The organism is Rhodopseudomonas sp. P1 (assembly GCF_039642825.1).
Classification (GTDB): Bacteria; Pseudomonadota; Alphaproteobacteria; order Rhizobiales; family Xanthobacteraceae; genus Rhodopseudomonas; species Rhodopseudomonas palustris_H.
The window spans coordinates 4,337,763-4,353,977 of the sequence record NZ_CP088006.1 but is presented as its reverse complement, the minus strand read 5'-3'; the positions used below and the strand labels follow the sequence as shown (position 1 = coordinate 4,353,977).

The 16,215-nt window shown below is 64.7% G+C and carries 12 protein-coding genes; all 12 read left to right on the top strand.

The window, feature by feature from the left end:
• The first annotated feature begins 25 nt into the window (after positions 1-25).
• The 12 genes from LRC39_RS20115 to LRC39_RS20060 all read left to right on the top strand — a co-directional run bounded on the left by LRC39_RS20115 (position 26) and on the right by LRC39_RS20060 (position 16,215).
• Complete coding sequence (locus LRC39_RS20115; protein ID WP_346295418.1) at positions 26-1,822, top strand: flagellar hook-basal body complex protein; 1,797 nt, start codon at positions 26-28, stop codon at positions 1,820-1,822.
• 38 nt (positions 1,823-1,860) lie between these two features.
• Positions 1,861-3,732, top strand: a complete 1,872-nt coding sequence (gene flgK / locus LRC39_RS20110) for a flagellar hook-associated protein FlgK (protein ID WP_346295417.1) — start codon at positions 1,861-1,863, stop codon at positions 3,730-3,732.
• A gap of 8 nt (positions 3,733-3,740) precedes the next feature.
• Complete coding sequence (locus LRC39_RS20105; protein ID WP_346295416.1) at positions 3,741-5,348, top strand: flagellar biosynthesis protein FlgL; 1,608 nt, start codon at positions 3,741-3,743, stop codon at positions 5,346-5,348.
• A 307-nt stretch (positions 5,349-5,655) separates the two neighbouring features.
• Positions 5,656-8,322: a DUF1522 domain-containing protein gene (locus tag LRC39_RS20100; RefSeq protein ID WP_346295415.1), complete on the top strand. Its 2,667-nt coding sequence runs from the start codon at positions 5,656-5,658 to the stop codon at positions 8,320-8,322.
• A 155-nt stretch (positions 8,323-8,477) separates the two neighbouring features.
• Complete coding sequence (locus LRC39_RS20095; RefSeq protein ID WP_346295414.1) at positions 8,478-9,398, top strand: FkbM family methyltransferase; 921 nt, start codon at positions 8,478-8,480, stop codon at positions 9,396-9,398.
• 122 nt (positions 9,399-9,520) lie between these two features.
• A complete protein-coding gene (locus LRC39_RS20090) occupies positions 9,521-10,189 on the top strand; it encodes an SIS domain-containing protein (RefSeq protein WP_011159463.1) in 669 nt (222 codons plus the stop codon).
• 141 nt (positions 10,190-10,330) lie between these two features.
• Positions 10,331-11,269, top strand: coding sequence for an NAD-dependent epimerase/dehydratase family protein (locus LRC39_RS20085; RefSeq protein WP_346295413.1), 939 nt, complete (start codon positions 10,331-10,333; stop codon positions 11,267-11,269).
• Positions 11,266-12,303 carry a GDP-mannose 4,6-dehydratase gene (locus LRC39_RS20080; RefSeq protein WP_346295412.1) on the top strand — a complete coding sequence of 346 codons (1,038 nt, stop codon included), beginning with the start codon at positions 11,266-11,268 and terminating at the stop codon, positions 12,301-12,303. The genes LRC39_RS20085 and LRC39_RS20080 overlap by 4 nt, the downstream gene beginning before the upstream one ends.
• Before the next feature lie 8 nt (positions 12,304-12,311).
• Positions 12,312-12,971, top strand: a complete 660-nt coding sequence (locus tag LRC39_RS20075) for a class I SAM-dependent methyltransferase (RefSeq protein ID WP_346295411.1) — start codon at positions 12,312-12,314, stop codon at positions 12,969-12,971.
• A complete protein-coding gene (locus LRC39_RS20070; RefSeq protein WP_346295410.1) occupies positions 12,968-13,945 on the top strand; it encodes a thiamine pyrophosphate-dependent dehydrogenase E1 component subunit alpha in 978 nt (325 codons plus the stop codon). The genes LRC39_RS20075 and LRC39_RS20070 overlap by 4 nt, the downstream gene beginning before the upstream one ends.
• A gap of 11 nt (positions 13,946-13,956) precedes the next feature.
• A complete protein-coding gene (locus LRC39_RS20065) occupies positions 13,957-15,009 on the top strand; it encodes an alpha-ketoacid dehydrogenase subunit beta (protein ID WP_346295409.1) in 1,053 nt (350 codons plus the stop codon).
• 150 nt (positions 15,010-15,159) lie between these two features.
• Positions 15,160-16,215, top strand: coding sequence for a zinc-binding dehydrogenase (locus tag LRC39_RS20060; protein ID WP_346295408.1), 1,056 nt, complete (start codon positions 15,160-15,162; stop codon positions 16,213-16,215).

Here is a 16,215-nt window from a genome sequence, read left to right as displayed (position 1 = left end):
GCGGCCGCATCGGGAGAAGTCAGTAATGGGTATTTTCGGCGCTCTCACCACGTCGGTCGCGGGCCTGCGCTCCAACTCCTATGCGCTGGAGAACATCTCCGGAAACATCGCCAACTCGCAGACCACGGCATTCAAGCGCATCGACACCTCGTTCCTGGATCTGATCCCGCAGGCCGGCAACAACCAGCAGCTCGCCGGCTCGGTGACTGCGGGATCGCGCCTGACCAACACCACGCAGGGCTCGGTGCAGTCCGCCTCGGTGTCGACCTACATGGCGATCAATGGCGAAGGCTTCTTCGTGGTGCAGAAGCCGAGCTCGTTCAGCGACAACAACCCGATCTTCCCGGGCGTCGACAACTTCACCCGCCGCGGGGACTTCTCGCTCGACAAGAACGGCTATCTGGTGAATGGCGCCGGCTACTATCTGGAAGGCGTCAAGATCGACCCGACCACCGGCAACCCGGTCGGCGGCAGCCCGGGCGTCCTGAAGTTCCAGAACGACTTCCTGCCCTCGCAGGCCACCACCAAGATCAGCTACCGCGCCAACCTGGCCTCCTATCCGCTGACCACTAAGCACGACAAGTCGATCCCTGGCTCGGAACTGCTGCGCGCGGCTGACTTCGCTACCAACCCGCAGGTCCTCGGTACGACTCCGCCCCCGTTCAGCGACAACTCCAAGACCGGCCTGCAGATCAACAACAAGCAGGGTGTCCCGATCACCGGCGCGACCAAGCTGAGCGGCGTGGCGGGTAGCGACTCGATCGGCGTCGACTTCGCAGTGGGCAACACCATCACGGTGAACGGCACGGCCATTACCTTCACGGCTTCGGGCGGCACCGACGACGCGACCCACATCCCGATCGACTCCACGATCGCCAATCTGTTGAGCAAGATCGACGCGATCTCGGCCGGCGGTGCGGCTTCGACCGTGACCTCCGGCGCGGTGGTGCTGCACACCGGCGTCGCCAGCGATCTGGCCATCACGTCCGGCGCCGCGGCGTTCGCTTCGCTCGGTCTCACCAGCCCTGTCAACGTGGTTCGGAACGGCGGCGGTTCGGTCGGCACCGGCAAGGTGACCGGCGTCGACAACCAGACGTTCCTCGACGAGTCGGTCTCGGGTGGCTCCACCACCGCATACGACGGCAACGGCGCCCCGGTGAACGTGCAGTTCCGTTGGGCCAAGGTTGACTCCGCTACCCTCGGCACCGGCCACACCGACGTCTGGAACCTGTTCTATCAGGTCAATCCGAACGCCACCGGCACGCAGACCGCGTGGCAGAACGTCAACACCAACTTCACCTTTGCCTCCAACGGCCAGATGAGCCCGGTGATCGGCCAGATCACGCTGACCGGTCTGACGGTTTCGGGTGTGTCGCTGGGCGACGTGACGATGGCGTTCGGCACCGGCGGTCTGACGCAGTTTTCCGACACCAACGGCAACGTCCAGGTCAACCAGCTGCAGCAGGACGGCTACTCGGCCGGCCAGCTCGTCAGCGTGTCGGTCAGTAATGACGGCCGCGTGGTTGGTGCCTATTCCAACGGCCGCAATATCGACCTCGCCGAAGTTTCGGTCGCGACCTTCAACGGTGCGAATTTCCTCAAGCGCACCGATGGCGGCGCATTCGAAATCACCAATGAATCCGGCCAGCCTCTGTACGGCAAGGGCGGCTCGGTGTCGGGCTCATCGCTCGAATCGTCGAACACCGACATCGCTGACGAATTCACCAAGCTGATCGTGACGCAGCAGGCTTACTCGGCGAACACCAAGGTGATCACCACGGCCAACACCATGGTGCAGGATCTGCTCAACGTGATGCGCTAGGCGGTGCGGTCCGCCCTCCAAACCCCGGGTAGGTAGTCATGAGTCTCGGAGACGCACTCGCAATTGCAATGGCCGGCCTTCGGGTGAACCAGGCGACGATGTCGCTGGTGTCATCCAACGTCGCCAACGCCGAGACGCCCGGCTATGTCCGCAAGACGGTCAACCAGTCGGCGGTGAATGCGGGGGAGACCGGAACCAGCGTCAAGGTCGTCGGCGTCGACCGTCAGCTCGACGACTACATCCTGGCGCAGCTTCGAACCGAGACCTCAGGAGGCGCCTACGCGTCGCTGCGATCGGACTTTCTGAAGCAGCTGCAGGGGCTGTTCGGCGATCCGAATTCCACCGGCACGCTCGAAGACTCCTATAACGGCCTCACCACCGCGCTGCAGGCGCTGGCGACCAGCCCGGACAGCACCTCTGCGCGGATTGCCGTGCTGAACGCCGCGCAGGCAATTTCCAGCAATCTGAATTCGACGTCGAACGGCATCCAAACGCTGCGCGCCGGTTGCGAGACCGGCATCGCCGACGCGGTAACCACCGCGAACAACTTGATGCAGCAGATCGCCAACATCAACACCCACATCCAGGCCAATCCGCTCGGCGGCACATCGACCGATGCGGCGACCTCGGCGATGCTCGATCAGCGCGATAAGGCGATCAATCAGTTGTCGCAACTGATGGACATCCGTGTCGTCACCAACGGCGCCAATCAGGTGACGGTGTTCACGGGCTCCGGCGTGCAACTGGTCGGCATGGAGGCGGCGACCCTGAGCTTCAATGCGCAGGGCACGGTTTCGCCGACCACGGTGTGGAATCCAAACACGGCAATCAGCGATCTCGGCTCGATCCGGGTCGGTTACGCCAACGGCTCCTCGTCCGATCTGACCAGCTCGCTGAAATCCGGCAAGCTGGCAGCCTATGTCGAGCTGCGCGACAAGACCCTGGTGCAGGCGCAGACCCAGCTCGATCAGTTCGCCGCCTCGCTGTCGAGCGCGCTGTCGGACAAGACGACGGCCGGCACGGCGGTCACCTCCGGTACCCAGGCGGGCTTCAGTCTCGATCTGTCGTCGATGAAGACCGGCAACACCGTCAACATCTCGTACACCGATACGCTGACCGGTGCGCAGCATTCGGTGACGGTGGTGCGGGTCGATGATCCGTCCGTGCTGCCGCTGCCGCAGAACGCCACGGCCGATCCGAACGACTACGCGGTCGGAATCGATTTCTCAGGCCTGTCCGGCTCGGTGGTGTCGCAGCTCAATGCGGCACTCAATAGCCGCAACCTGCAGTTCAGCGGCACCGCGCCGAATATTACGGTGCTGAACAACGCTGGCTTCTCGACGATTACGGCAGCCTCCGTCACCACCACGGAGACGTCGCTGACCGGCGGCACCGCGTCGGTGCCGCTGTTCAACGACAACGGAGCGGCTTACACCGGCGCGATCAACGGCTACGGCAGCCAGATGACCGGCTTCGCGCAGCGGATCTCGGTCAATGCCGACCTGATCAAGGATAACTCCCGCCTGGTGGTGTATTCGACCTCGCCGCTGACGGCCGCGGGCGACACCACGCGGCCGGACTTTTTGGTCAAGCAGCTCAACACCAGCAAGTATCTGTACTCGGCGAAGACCGGCATCGGTTCGGATGCGGCGCCTTACAAGGGTACGTTGCTGAGCTATCTGCAGCAGTTCGTCAGCCAGCAGGGCTCCAACGCGGCGGCGGCGAAGCAGCTGTCCGAGGGGCAGAACGTGGTGCTGAACACGCTGCAGCAGAAGTTCTCGACGTCCTCCGGCGTCAACATGGACGAGGAGATGGCGCATCTATTGTCGCTGCAGAATGCCTACGCGGCGAATGCGCGTGTGATGTCGACCATCAACCAGATGTATCAGTCCCTGATGCAGGCGATTTGAGGCGAGCCATGGCGATCGACGGCGTAAGCGGGCGTACTTCCTACATCGGCACCGGGATCCTCAATCTCCGCAGCCAGATCGATGATCTGAGCCAGCAGCTCTCGAGCGGGCGGATCTCGAACACCTATGCCGGCGACGGCACCGGCCGCAGCCTTGCGATCGGCCTGCGGGCGCAGATGTCGAACATCGCCAGCTACGGCGACACGATGACCAACATCACCACCCGCATCAGCGTTGCGAACCTGTCGCTGCAGCGGATGGCGACGATCAACAGCGAGGTGAAGGGCGCGGCGGTGAGCGCCGGCTCGACGCTGGACAACACCGGCCAGACCCCCGGCCAGAAGACCGCGTCGCTCGACTTCTTCGACTCGGTCGACATGCTGAACGCGCAGGTCGGCGACCGCTATCTGTTCGGCGGCCGGATCACCGACACCGCGCCGGTGACCGCCGCCGACAAGATCATGAACGGCGATGGCGCGGCGATCGCCGGGCTTAAGCAGGTGATCAGCGAACGCCACGATGCCGACGTCGGTACCAACGGCATGGGCCGTACGATCGTGTCGACCGGCGCGACTGTCACAACCGTGCAGATCGGGGAGGACTTCGCGGCCAATCCGTATGCCACTCCGACCCCGATCGGGCCGTCGCCGTTCGGCATGAAGCTGAATGCGGTTTCGACCACGATCAGCGGCGCGGTGGTGACGCAGCCGACCGAGACGCCGCCGACCACCCCGCCGGCGGCCCCCAATCCGAAGGCGATGTCGATCGACCTCAACGGCGTCATTCCGAACGAGGGCGACGCGGTGAAGTTCACGTTCGACATGCCGGACGGAACGCAGGAGACCATCACGCTGACCGCGTCGTCAAAGACGCCGCTGCCGGACGGCTGTTTTGCGATCGATCAGGGCTCGCCGACCGCAGTGCCGCCGGTGGCGCCTTCACCGTCCGTCACTGCGGCCAATTTGCAGACAGCACTGACGGCTGCAGTGAAGAAGATGGCCAATGGGCCGCTCGCGGCGGCCTCGGCGATCAAGGCCGGCGACGACTTCTTCAACAACACCCCGCCGCTGCGGGTCGCAGGTACCGCGCCGTTCGGCGCTGCCACGGCGCAAGTCGCCGGCACCAAAGCTAATACCATTTTCTGGTATAACGGTGAGCCGGACTCGGCGACAGACCCAGCCCGTGGCACGGCGGTTGCCAAGATCGATGACGCCATCACGGTGCAATACGGTGCCCGAGCCGATGAGCAGGCGCTGCGCAAGCAGTTGCAGACCGTGGCGGTGTTCGCGGCGGTGACCACCTCGGCGACCGATCCCTATAGTTCCGGCAAGATCGCTGCGCTCAACCAGCGTGTGGCTGCTAATCTGGCGGTCGTTCCCGGCCAGCAGTCGATCCAGAATATGCAGGCGGAATTGGCCGGTGCTCAGGCTTCGATCAAGGCCACGGCTAACCGGCAAACGCAAAGCAAGGCGCTGGCGCAGACGATGCTGAGTTCGATCGAAGGCATCAACAACGATGAGGTCGCGACCAAGCTTTTGGCGCTACAGACCGCGCTCCAGGCCTCGTATCAGACGACGTCGAAACTCTATCAGCTCAGCCTCGTCAAGTTTCTCTAGTTAATTATCTCTGAACGGCGGGCCGCCGCTTCGGCGGCCCTGCGGCGACCGATTTGGCGCCGCTTAGCTGCCGCAGCTGCAGCACAAGTCCCCCTAAACGCTCACTGATCCCGGCAAACCACGTAGTCTTGCGAGGCTGCGGGTCGCGTCTCGACGCCCGTGTCATCTTGCACAAACCAGTGATTTTACGGGCGATTCCTTCCATTAAACCCGATTCTCTGCCTTTACGCATTTTTAGAGTCTGGCCGGCAAGGTTCCGCGACCGATCAAGAAGATCGCGTTTGCACACCAGGAAGGTAGCATCACAATGTCCGGTATCGTTCTATCCAACGCCGTTCGCCAGAATCTTTCTTCGCTCCAGGCCACGGCTGACTTGCTCGCCACCACCCAAAGCCGCCTCTCGTCCGGCAAGAAGGTGAACACGGCGCTCGACAATCCGACCAACTTCTTCACCGCCGCTTCGCTCGACAGCCGCGCCAGCGACATCAACAACCTGCTCGATGGCATCGGCAACGGCGTGCAGATCCTGCAGGCCGCCAATACCGGCATCACCTCGCTGAACAAGCTGGTGGACAGCGCCAAGTCGATCGCCAACCAGGCCCTGCAGACGACCTCCGGCTACGCCACCAAGTCGAACGTGTCGGCGACCATCTCCGGCGCCACCGCTGACGACCTGCGCGGCACCCAGAGCTACTCGAACGCGGTTGCCACCGGCAACGTGATCTTCGACGGCACCGCGGGCGGCAGCACCGCTGCGTCCGGCACCGACACCCTCGGTGGCGCGATCGTCAGCATCGCGGCGGGTACGGCTGTGACCGTTCTCGGCGCCGCTGACAACACCGCGCTCGGCAGCGTCCTCAGCGTCGGCACCGCCGCCGCCACCGCGGCCGGCTCCAACCTGATCAGCGACCTCACCAACGGTTCGACCACCACGGCGACCGGTCCGGCTGCGGGCGACTCGATCACGGTGAACGGCAAGACCATCACCTTCACCACTGCCGGTGCCGCCAGCAAGGACAGCAACGGCAACTACACGATCGGTCTCGACCAGACCCTGACCAAGCTGGCCAACACGATCGACGATATCAATGGCAACACCGGCCACTCGTCGACCATCACCGCCGGCAAGCTGGAACTGCACTCGGGCACCAACAGCCCGCTGACCATCGGCGACAATGCCGGCGGCGCCGTGCTGGCCAAGCTCGGCCTGACCGCGCAGACCGTCGACACCGCGGCTGCGACCGCCTCGGCCAACATCTCGGCCACGACGCAGCTGTTCAACACCCATGGTGGTCTCACCACCGCGGCGATCGCTGACGGCACCCAGCTGACGGTCAACGGCAAGACGATTACGTTCAAGACCTCCGACGCTCCGCAGGGCAACAACATCCCGACGGGCACCGGCGTTCTCGGCCGTATCGGCACCGACGGCAACGGCAACTCGACGATCTATCTCGGCGACCAGACCAAGTTCAGCAACGCGACCGTTGGTGACCTGCTGACCGCGATCGATCTGGCCAACGGCGTCAAGTCGGCGACCATCTCGTCGGGTGTCGCAACGATCAGCACCAACTCCGGCCAGACCGCTTCGGACGTCACCGGTGGTATCACCACCATCCGCAGCTCGACCGGCGCTGACCTCAACGTCACCGGCTGGACCGACCTGTTCAAGAACCTCGGTCTGACCAGCGCCACCGGTACCGGTCCGCTGACTCTCACCAAGCAGCGCACCACCAGCGGCACCACGATGGGCACGCTGATCGCGGACGGCTCCACGCTGAACGTGAACGGCAAGACCATCACCTTCAAGAACGCCGCTGTTCCGACCGCGTCGTCGACCCACCAGGGCATCTCCGGCAACGTCGAGACCGACGGCCAGGGCAATTCGACCGTGTACCTGCAGAAGGGCACGATCGATGACGTCCTGAAGGCCATCGACCTCGCCACCGGCGTCCGCACCGCCGCGCTCGGTGTCTCCGGTGCGACGATCTCGACCGCCAACGGCACGGCCAACTCGTCGATCACGAGCGGCTCGCTGAAGCTGTCGACCGGCCTTGCCTCCGACCTTAGCATCACCGGCACCGGCAACGCGCTGGCCGCCCTCGGCCTCACTGGCCCGAGCGGCAGCTCCAGCTCGTTCTCCGCGGCTCGTGGCGCTTCGGCCGGCAGCCTGAACGGCAAGACGCTGACCTTCACCTCCTTCAACGGCGGTGCGGCCACCAACGTCACCTTCGGCGACGGCACCAACGGCACCGTCAAGTCGCTCGCTCAGCTGAACGCTGCGCTGGCGTCCAACAACCTGACGGCGTCGATCGACAACGCCTCCGGCAAGCTGACCATCGCAGCGTCGAACGACTACGCTTCCCACACTCTGGGTGGCTCGGACGGCGGCGTGATCGGCGGCACTCTGGCTTCGACCCTGACCTTCTCGGTGCCGAACGCGCCGGTGGTCGACGTCAACGCCCAGACCACCCGCGCCGGCCTAGTCAAGCAGTTCAACGACGTGCTCGACCAGATCAAGACCACGGCTCAGGACGCTTCGTTCAACGGTGTCAACCTGCTGAACGGCGACACCCTGAAGCTGGTGTTCAACGAAACCGGCAAGTCGACGATCTCGATCCAGGGCGTCACCTTCAACCCGACCGGCCTCGGCCTGTCGAACCTGAGCTCTGGCGTCGACTTCATCGACAACAACGCCACCAACGCGGTGCTGAGCAAGCTGAGCACCGCCTCGACCGCCCTGCGGTCGCAGGCCTCCGCGTTCGGTTCGAACCTGTCGATCGTGCAGGCCCGTCAGGACTTCTCGAAGAGCCTGATCAACGTGCTGCAGACCGGTTCGTCGAACCTGACGCTGGCCGACACCAACGAGGAAGCGGCGAACAGCCAGGCGCTGACGACCCGCCAATCGATCGCGGTGTCCGCGCTGTCGCTGGCCAACCAGTCTCAGCAGGGCGTGCTGCAGCTCCTCCGCTAATCGCCGCGTAGCTGATCGAACGACTGAAGGCGGCGGGGGCGACCCCGCCGCCTTTCTTTCTGCCCCGGCTGCCGCCCTCCCGAGGTTCGTGTTGTGAGCGGGGATGCAGTAAGGTGCAGGTGATTCGGGCTCATCTTTTTCAACGGCGCCGTTGCATGACCGATACCGCTCCGAGGGCCGATTCCAGTGCTGCGCCGGCGCCATATGCGCCGGGGCCCGACCGGATCCTCGCTGATATCATCACCGCTCTGCCCGAGCTGGCGCGGCATCACGCGCCGGGCGGGGCCGCCTATACGGCGCTGGCCTCGGCCGCGCGCAGCGCGGTGGTGGCGCTGTTCGCCCGCGGCGGCACCGACGTGCCGTTCGGGCCTTTCGGGGCGATCAGCTTTCCGTATCACCGGATGGGAGCGGTGGACTCGCTCGACCTGTTCGGGCTCGACGAGCTGATCCTGTTTTCGTTCTACTGGCAGAACCGCGGCCGCTATCGGCACGTCGCTGATATCGGCGGCAATATCGGCCTGCACAGCCTGGTGATGGCGCGCTGCGGCTTTACGGTCGAAACCTACGAGCCGGACCCCGAGCACATCGCACTGTTTCAGGCCAATATGCGCGCCAACGGAGCCACCACGGTCCACGTCAACGAGGCGGCCGTGTCGGCGCAGGCGGGTGAGGCGGAGTTCCTCCGGCTGCGCGGCAACACCACCGGCAGCCACATCGCCGGCGCCAAGCTCGATCCCTATGGCGAGATCGACCGTTTCAAGGTGCGGCTCGCCGCTTTCGATGACATCGCCGCAAAGGCCGACTTCGCCAAGATCGACGCCGAAGGCCACGAGGCGGTGATCATCACCTCGCTGCCGCGCGAGCGCTGGGCGACGATGGACGTCATGCTCGAGATCGGCAGCGAAGCCAACGCCGCGGCGATCTTCGACTATGCGCGCGGCGCCGGCGTGAAACTGTTCACCCAAAAGACCGGCTGGCGCCGGGCGGAGACACTGGTCGACCTGCCGACCTCCTACAAGCAGGGCAGCGCCTTCCTCACCGCCAAGGACGCGATCCCGGGACTGCCACCGTCATGACCTCACGCAAGGGCCAGGTAGTATTCCGAGGCGATTGGCGCCGGACGCCGCGGCCGGTCATGATTTACACATTGCTAACGAATCACGCGCAACCGTGATGGCTCGGAATGCCGAGGACGCCGATGACGCAGTCGCGTAACAGCACCGCCCCCATTCCCGACGACGTCCCAGAGGATGTCGCCGCGACGCCGCTGCTGTCGAAACGGCAGATGCTCGGCTATTACGACCACCTCCGGGCTACCCTTGCCGCCGCGCAGGCTTCCGATTGCGAAGGCCGGCCGTTCGCGCAGGAAGTCGCCGCCTCGCTGGTGATTGCCTGGGCCCGCGAAGTCCATGCCGATGGTCGCAAGCTGATGTTCATCGGCAACGGAGGCAGCGCCGCGATCGCCAGCCATATGGCCACCGACTATTCCAAGAACGGCGGCATGCGTGCGCTCTGTCTCAATGACGGTGCGATGCTGACCTGTCTCGGCAACGACTACGGCTACGAGCAGGTCTTCGCAAAGCAGATCGAGCTGTTCGCGCAGGAAGGGGACCTGTTGATCGCGATCTCCTCGTCCGGTCGCTCGCCGAATATTCTCAACGCCGTTGCTGCGGCCCGTGCGCGCGGCTGCCGGGTGATCACCTTGAGCGGGTTTTCGGCCGACAATCCGCTGCGCCGCGAGGGCGACATCAATTTCTATCTCGCCTCCGATCAATATGGGTTTGTCGAGCTCGGCCATCTGACGATCTGCCATGCCATCCTCGATTTCGCCTGCGGCCAGCGCGTGCCGCTGCCGGCGGCCGGCTGACCGGACCAGGCGAGCGGCGATCCGCGCGGCCCTATCAGGGCGTGCAAAAATGCGTGTATCTCTTGCTTTCAGACTTGCAGTGATTCGTCGGCGCCGTGCTCTGGCGCGCCGTGGGACTGGCTTATCAGTAGGAATGACACGATGAAGATCCTGGTGACCGGCGCCTGCGGCTACGTCGGAACCACACTGGTGCCCAAACTGCTGGCGCGCGGCGATAAGGTGGTGGCGTTCGACATCATGTGGTTCGGCAACGATCTGCCGCCGCATCCCGCCCTCACCGTCGTGCGCGGCGACGTTCGCGATACCAGCTCGATCGACCTCTCCGGGATCGACGCGATCGTGCATCTGGCTTCGGTCGCCAACGATCCGTGCGGCGATCTCGATCCGAAGCTGACCTGGGAGATCAGCGCGCTTGCCACCATGCAGCTCGCCGACCGTGCCGCGCGCGCCGGCATCCAGCGCTTCGTCTATGCGTCGTCCGGCAGCGTCTACGGCATCAAGGACGAAGAACAGGTCACCGAAGACCTGACGCTGGAGCCGATCTCCGAATACAACAAAACCAAGATGGTGGCCGAGCGGGTGATGCTGAGCTACGCCGGCGACATGGCGGTGCAGATCGTCCGCCCGGCGACCGTGTGCGGGCCGTCGCCGCGGATGCGGCTCGACGTCTCGGTCAACATGCTGACCATGCAGGCGCTGACCAACGGCGAGATCACCGTGTTCGGCGGCAATCAGGTCCGCCCCAACATCCACATCGACGACATCACCGATCTGTATCTGATGCTGCTCGATCGGCCCGAACTGCGCGGCATCTACAATGCCGGCTTCGAGAACATCTCGATCCTGGACATCGCCAAGATGGTCGACGCGCAGGTGCCGACCAAGATCACCGTCACCGCCTCGAACGATCCGCGGTCCTACCGGATCAACTCCGACAAGCTGCTGGCGACCGGCTTCAAGCCGAAGAAGACGGTGAATGATGCGATCCGCGAGATCATCGTCAAATTCCAGCGCGGCGAATTGAAGAACGAGGATCGTCACTACAACCTGCGCTGGATGCAGCGGAGCCTGCAAGCGTGACCGGAATCGTTCCCGCGTCCGCGCCGTGTGCGATGGCCCGCGCGGGCTTCGACAAATATCTGGTGATCGGTTCGAACTCGTTCACCGGCGCCTCGATGGTCAGCTATTTGCTCGACCAGGGCGCCGACGTCGTCGGCATCAGCCGCTCCGACGAGCCGCATCCTGCGTTTCTGCCGTATCGTTGGAAGAAGGCCGATCGCTTCCGCTTTCGCAAGCTCGACCTCAACCACGATCTCGATGCGATCATGCAGCTGGTGACCGCCGAGCGGTTTCCCTGCATCATCAATTTTGCAGCCCAAAGCATGGTCGGCGAGAGCTGGGCCAACCCGGACCATTGGTTCATGACCAATGTGGTGTCGACGGTGCGGCTGCACGAGCGCCTGCGGACTTGCGACTTTCTCGAGCGCTACGTCCACGTCACGACACCGGAAGTGTACGGCAACGCCACCGGCACGCTGACGGAGGACGCGGTGTTCGATCCGTCGACGCCCTATGCGGTGTCGCGTGCGGCCGGCGACATGAGCCTGCGCTCGTATTTCCGCGCCTACGGCTTTCCGGTGCTGTTCACCCGCGCCGCCAATGTCTATGGGCCGGGGCAGCGCCTTTACCGGATCGTGCCGCGCACCATTCTGTTCATCAAGCTCGGCCGCAAGCTGCAGCTGCACGGCGGCGGTACCTCGGAGCGCTCGTTCATTCATGCCGCCGATGTGGCGGATGCGACCCGCCGGATCGCCTGCAACGGCAAGCTCGGCGACAGCTATCACATCTCCACGGACCGCATCGTCACCATCCGCGCGCTGGTCGAAATGATCTGCGCGATGATGGGGGCGCGGTTCGAGGATCAGGTCGAGATCGTCGGCGAGCGGCTCGGCAAGGACGCCGCCTACAAGCTCGACAGCAGCAAGCTGCGCAGCGAGCTGGGCTGGAGCGACCAGATCACGCTGGAGCAGGGCATTGAACAGACGATCGCCTGGATCGATCGCTGGTTCGAGGAACTGAAGAGCCAGCCGTTCGACTACGCGCACAAGCCTTGAGGGCCGCAATGGGTCAGGAAATCGATCTGCTCGTCAACTATCCGCGCACCAAGCGCAATGTCGACGAGCGCGGCCAGACCAAATCGGAAGAGGATCGCGCGATTGCGCGGCGCTTCGGTGAGGAATTCTTCGACGGCGACCGCCGTCACGGCTATGGCGGCTTCAACTACATGCCGCGGTTCTGGCAGCCGGTGATTCCGACCTTCCAGCAGCATTTCGGCCTGTCGGCGTCGTCCTCGGTGCTCGACGTCGGCTGCGCCAAGGGCTTCATGCTGCACGATATGGCCGAGCTGATCCCCGGCATCACCGTGAAGGGCGTCGATGTTTCGGACTACGCCATCGCGCATGCGATCGACGACATGAAGCCGCATGTCAGCGTCGCCAGCGCGACGAAGCTGCCGTTCGCCGACAAGTCGTTCGACGTGGTGATCTCGATCAACACCGTCCACAACCTCGTCCGTGACGACTGCGCCACCGCGCTACGCGAGATCGAGCGGGTGGCGCGCAAGGGCGCGTTCATCACCGTCGATGCCTATCGCGACGACGAAGAGAAGCGCCGTATGATGGCGTGGAACCTGACCGCGCAGACCATCATGCACGTCGACGAGTGGAAGGCATTCTTCGCCGAGATCGGCTACACCGGCGATTACTACTGGTTCATCCCATGAACCCCGAGACGTCGCGCCGCCTGTTGTTCGACATGCTGCGGATCCGCAGCGTGGAGGAGACCATCGCGGCGCGTTACGGCGAGCAGAAGATGCGCTGCCCCACGCATCTGTCGGTCGGGCAGGAAGCGGTTGCCGCGGCGGCAGGCGCGGCGCTGAGGCCGACCGATCTCGCGGTCAGCGGCCATCGTGCCCACGCGCACTATCTCGCCAAGGGCGGCAGCCTGAAAGCGATGATCGCCGAGATTTACGGCAAGGTCACCGGCTGCGCCCGCGGCAAGGGCGGCTCGATGCATCTGGTCGACGAGAGCGTCGGCTTCATGGGCTCGACCGCGATCGTCGGCGGCACGGTGCCGGTCGGCGTCGGGCTGTCCTATCCGATGAAGCTGAACAACACCGATCAGATCTCCTGTGTGTTCCTTGGCGACGCGGTGCCGGAGACCGGCGTGTTCTTCGAGTCGGTGAACTTCGCGGTAGTGAAAAAGCTCCCCGTGCTGTTCCTGTGCGAGAACAATGGCTACTCGGTGTATTCGCCGCTGTCGGTGCGGCAGCCGCCCGGCCGCAAGCTGTATGAGCTGGTCGCCGGCTTCGGCCTCGAGACGCATCACGGCGACGGCAATGATGCGCGCGCGGTGTACGCGGCGCTGAGCGAAGGCGTGGCGGCGATCCGGGCGGGCGGGGGGCCGCGGTTCTACGAGTTCGAGACCTATCGCTGGCGCGAGCATTGCGGCCCGATGTACGATAACGACCTTGGCTATCGCGCGTTGGCTGAATACGAGGCGTGGAAGCTGCGCGATCCGGTGCTGGCGCTGCGGCGCGCGCTGATCACCGAAGCCATCGTGACCGACGCCGACGTGGCCGACATGCAGGCGGAAATCGATGCCGAGATCGAGGAGGCGTTCGCCTTCGCAGAAAGCTCGCCGTTCCCGCCGCCCGAAGACGCGTTCACCGACGTCTATGCGTCGGCAGCAGGCTAAGGGAGGGCGGAATGGCAACCACCTTCGCCGCCGCCGTCCGTGACGGGCTCGCCACAGCGCTTGCGGCCGATGACGACGTGATCTGCTTCGGTCTCGGCACGGATGATCCCAAGGGCGTGTTCGGCACCACGCTCGATCTGCACAAGCAGTTCGGCCCGGATCGCGTGTTCGATATGCCGACGTCGGAAGCGGCGATGACCGGTTTTGCGATCGGCGCGGCGCTGAACGGCATGCGGCCGGTGCTGACGCATCAGCGGCTCGACTTCGCGCTACTGTCGCTCGATCAGCTCGTCAACAATGCCGCCAAATGGCGCTTCATGTTCGGCGGCAAGCGCGGCGTGCCGATCACCATCCGGATGATCATTGGCCGCGGCTGGGGCCAGGGGCCGACGCATTCGCAGAGCCTGCAATCCTGGTTCGCGCACATTCCCGGCCTGAAGGTGGTGATGCCGACCACCGCCGAGGACGCCAAGACGCTGCTGCTCGGTGCGATCTTCGACGACGATCCGGTGATCTTCCTGGAGCATCGTTGGCTGCACAATATGAAGGGCGAGGTCCCGGCCGGCGATGTCCGCGGGCCTTTGGGCAAGGCGCGCGTGGTCCGAAGCGGCGACGCGGTGACCATCGTGGCAATGAGCTACATGACGGTGGAGGCGCTGCACGCCGTCGATCATCTCGCCGCGCAGGGCATCGCTTGCGATCTGATCGACCTGCGCTGCATTCGTCCGTTGGACTGGCCGACGGTGATCACCTCGGTGCAGAAGACCGGGCGGCTGCTTGCGCTCGACAGTGGGCATCTGACCGGAGGCGTGGCCGGCGAGATCGTGGCGCGGATTGCCACCGATCACTTCGCCAGCCTCAAGAGCGCGCCGCAGCGCCTCGCCGCGCCCGACGTGCCGGAAGCGACCAGCCCGGCGCTGACCAAGAATTATCACGTCCGCGCCGAGCACATCGTCGATGCCGTCGGCCGGATGCTCGGCCGCGACGTCGAAGCCGCCTCTCTGGTCGCCCAGCGCACCTTCCCGCACGACGTGCCGGGCACCTGGTTCTCGGGACCATTTTGAGGGCGCGATGATGGCACAACCTGACACTGTCATTGCGAGGAGGCGAAGCCGACGAAGCAATCCAGGGGCCCAGTGCACGGGGCTCCTGGATTGCTTCGCTTCGCTCGCAATGACGGGGATGGTGTGGGCGTCTGCACAGCGGAGGCCATTATGCCTGTGACCTTCCGTGCCGCGGTGCTGCATGAACTCAATCAGCCGCTGCGGATCGAGACGGTCGAGGCGCCGCCGCTCGCGGCGGGGCAGGTGCTGGTCAAGCTGGCTTACTCCGGCGTTTGCCACAGCCAGGTGATGGAAGCGCGCGGCGGACGCGGGCCGGATCGCTATCTGCCCCATATGCTCGGCCACGAAGGCTCGGGCGTTGTCGTCGAGACCGGCGCGGGCGTCACCAAGGTCAAGCGTGGCGACCGTGTCATTCTCGGCTGGATCAAGGGGCAGGGCGCCGACACCCAGGGCGTGCGCTACGCCAGCGGGGAGCGGGTCATCAACGCCGGCGCAGTGACGACATTCAACGAATACGCCGTGGTTGCCGAGAACCGCGTCACGCCGCTGCCGGCCGGACTGCCGATGGATGTCGCGGTGCTGTTCGGGTGTGCGCTGCCGGTCGGCGCCGGCATCGTTATCAACATCGCCAAACCGCAGGCGGGCAGCACGCTGGCGATCTTCGGTCTCGGTGGCATCGGTCTCGCCGCACTGATGGCCTGCAAGCTGTTCGCCTGCAAGCAGGTGATCGCGGTCGATGTCGAGCCCGCAAAGCTCAAGATGGCGACCGAACTGGGCGCCACCTCGGTGATCGACGCGTCGATTTCAGATCCGGTCGAGGAGATCCGCAAGCTGACCGGCGGCCTCGGCGTCGACTACGCGATTGAATCCGCCGGCCTCACTCGCGTGATCGAGCAGGCGTTCGACGCCACGCGGCGGTTCGGCGGGCTGTGCGTGTTCGCCTCGCATCCGCGGAGCGGCGAGAAGATCGCGCTCGATCCGTTTGAACTGATTTGCGGCAAGCGGATCCTCGGCACCTGGGGTGGCGACAGCAAGCCGGAACGCGACATCGAACTGCTGGCGGGGCTGTATCGTGACGGCAAGCTGCCGCTCGATGCGATGTTCACCCGCCGCTATGCGCTCGACGAGATCAACGAGGCGCTGGACGATCTGGAGCATCGCCGCAGCGTGCGCCCGCTGATCGAAATCGATCCGTCGCTGAGGTGA

Excerpts from the sequence above, each read along its gene's own strand:
- LRC39_RS20085 (WP_346295413.1), top strand. The coding sequence starts at position 10,331 with ATGAAGATCCTGGTGACCGGCGCCTGCGGCTACGTCGGAACCACACTG.
- LRC39_RS20090 (WP_011159463.1), top strand. The coding sequence starts at position 9,521 with ATGACGCAGTCGCGTAACAGCACCGCCCCCATTCCCGACGACGTCCCA.
- LRC39_RS20105 (WP_346295416.1), top strand. The coding sequence starts at position 3,741 with ATGGCGATCGACGGCGTAAGCGGGCGTACTTCCTACATCGGCACCGGG.
- LRC39_RS20100 (WP_346295415.1), top strand. The coding sequence starts at position 5,656 with ATGTCCGGTATCGTTCTATCCAACGCCGTTCGCCAGAATCTTTCTTCG.
- LRC39_RS20070 (WP_346295410.1), top strand. The coding sequence starts at position 12,968 with ATGAACCCCGAGACGTCGCGCCGCCTGTTGTTCGACATGCTGCGGATC.
- LRC39_RS20065 (WP_346295409.1), top strand. The coding sequence starts at position 13,957 with ATGGCAACCACCTTCGCCGCCGCCGTCCGTGACGGGCTCGCCACAGCG.
- LRC39_RS20075 (WP_346295411.1), top strand. The coding sequence starts at position 12,312 with ATGGGTCAGGAAATCGATCTGCTCGTCAACTATCCGCGCACCAAGCGC.
- flgK (WP_346295417.1), top strand. The coding sequence starts at position 1,861 with ATGAGTCTCGGAGACGCACTCGCAATTGCAATGGCCGGCCTTCGGGTG.
- LRC39_RS20060 (WP_346295408.1), top strand. The coding sequence starts at position 15,160 with ATGCCTGTGACCTTCCGTGCCGCGGTGCTGCATGAACTCAATCAGCCG.
- LRC39_RS20095 (WP_346295414.1), top strand. The coding sequence starts at position 8,478 with ATGACCGATACCGCTCCGAGGGCCGATTCCAGTGCTGCGCCGGCGCCA.
- LRC39_RS20115 (WP_346295418.1), top strand. The coding sequence starts at position 26 with ATGGGTATTTTCGGCGCTCTCACCACGTCGGTCGCGGGCCTGCGCTCC.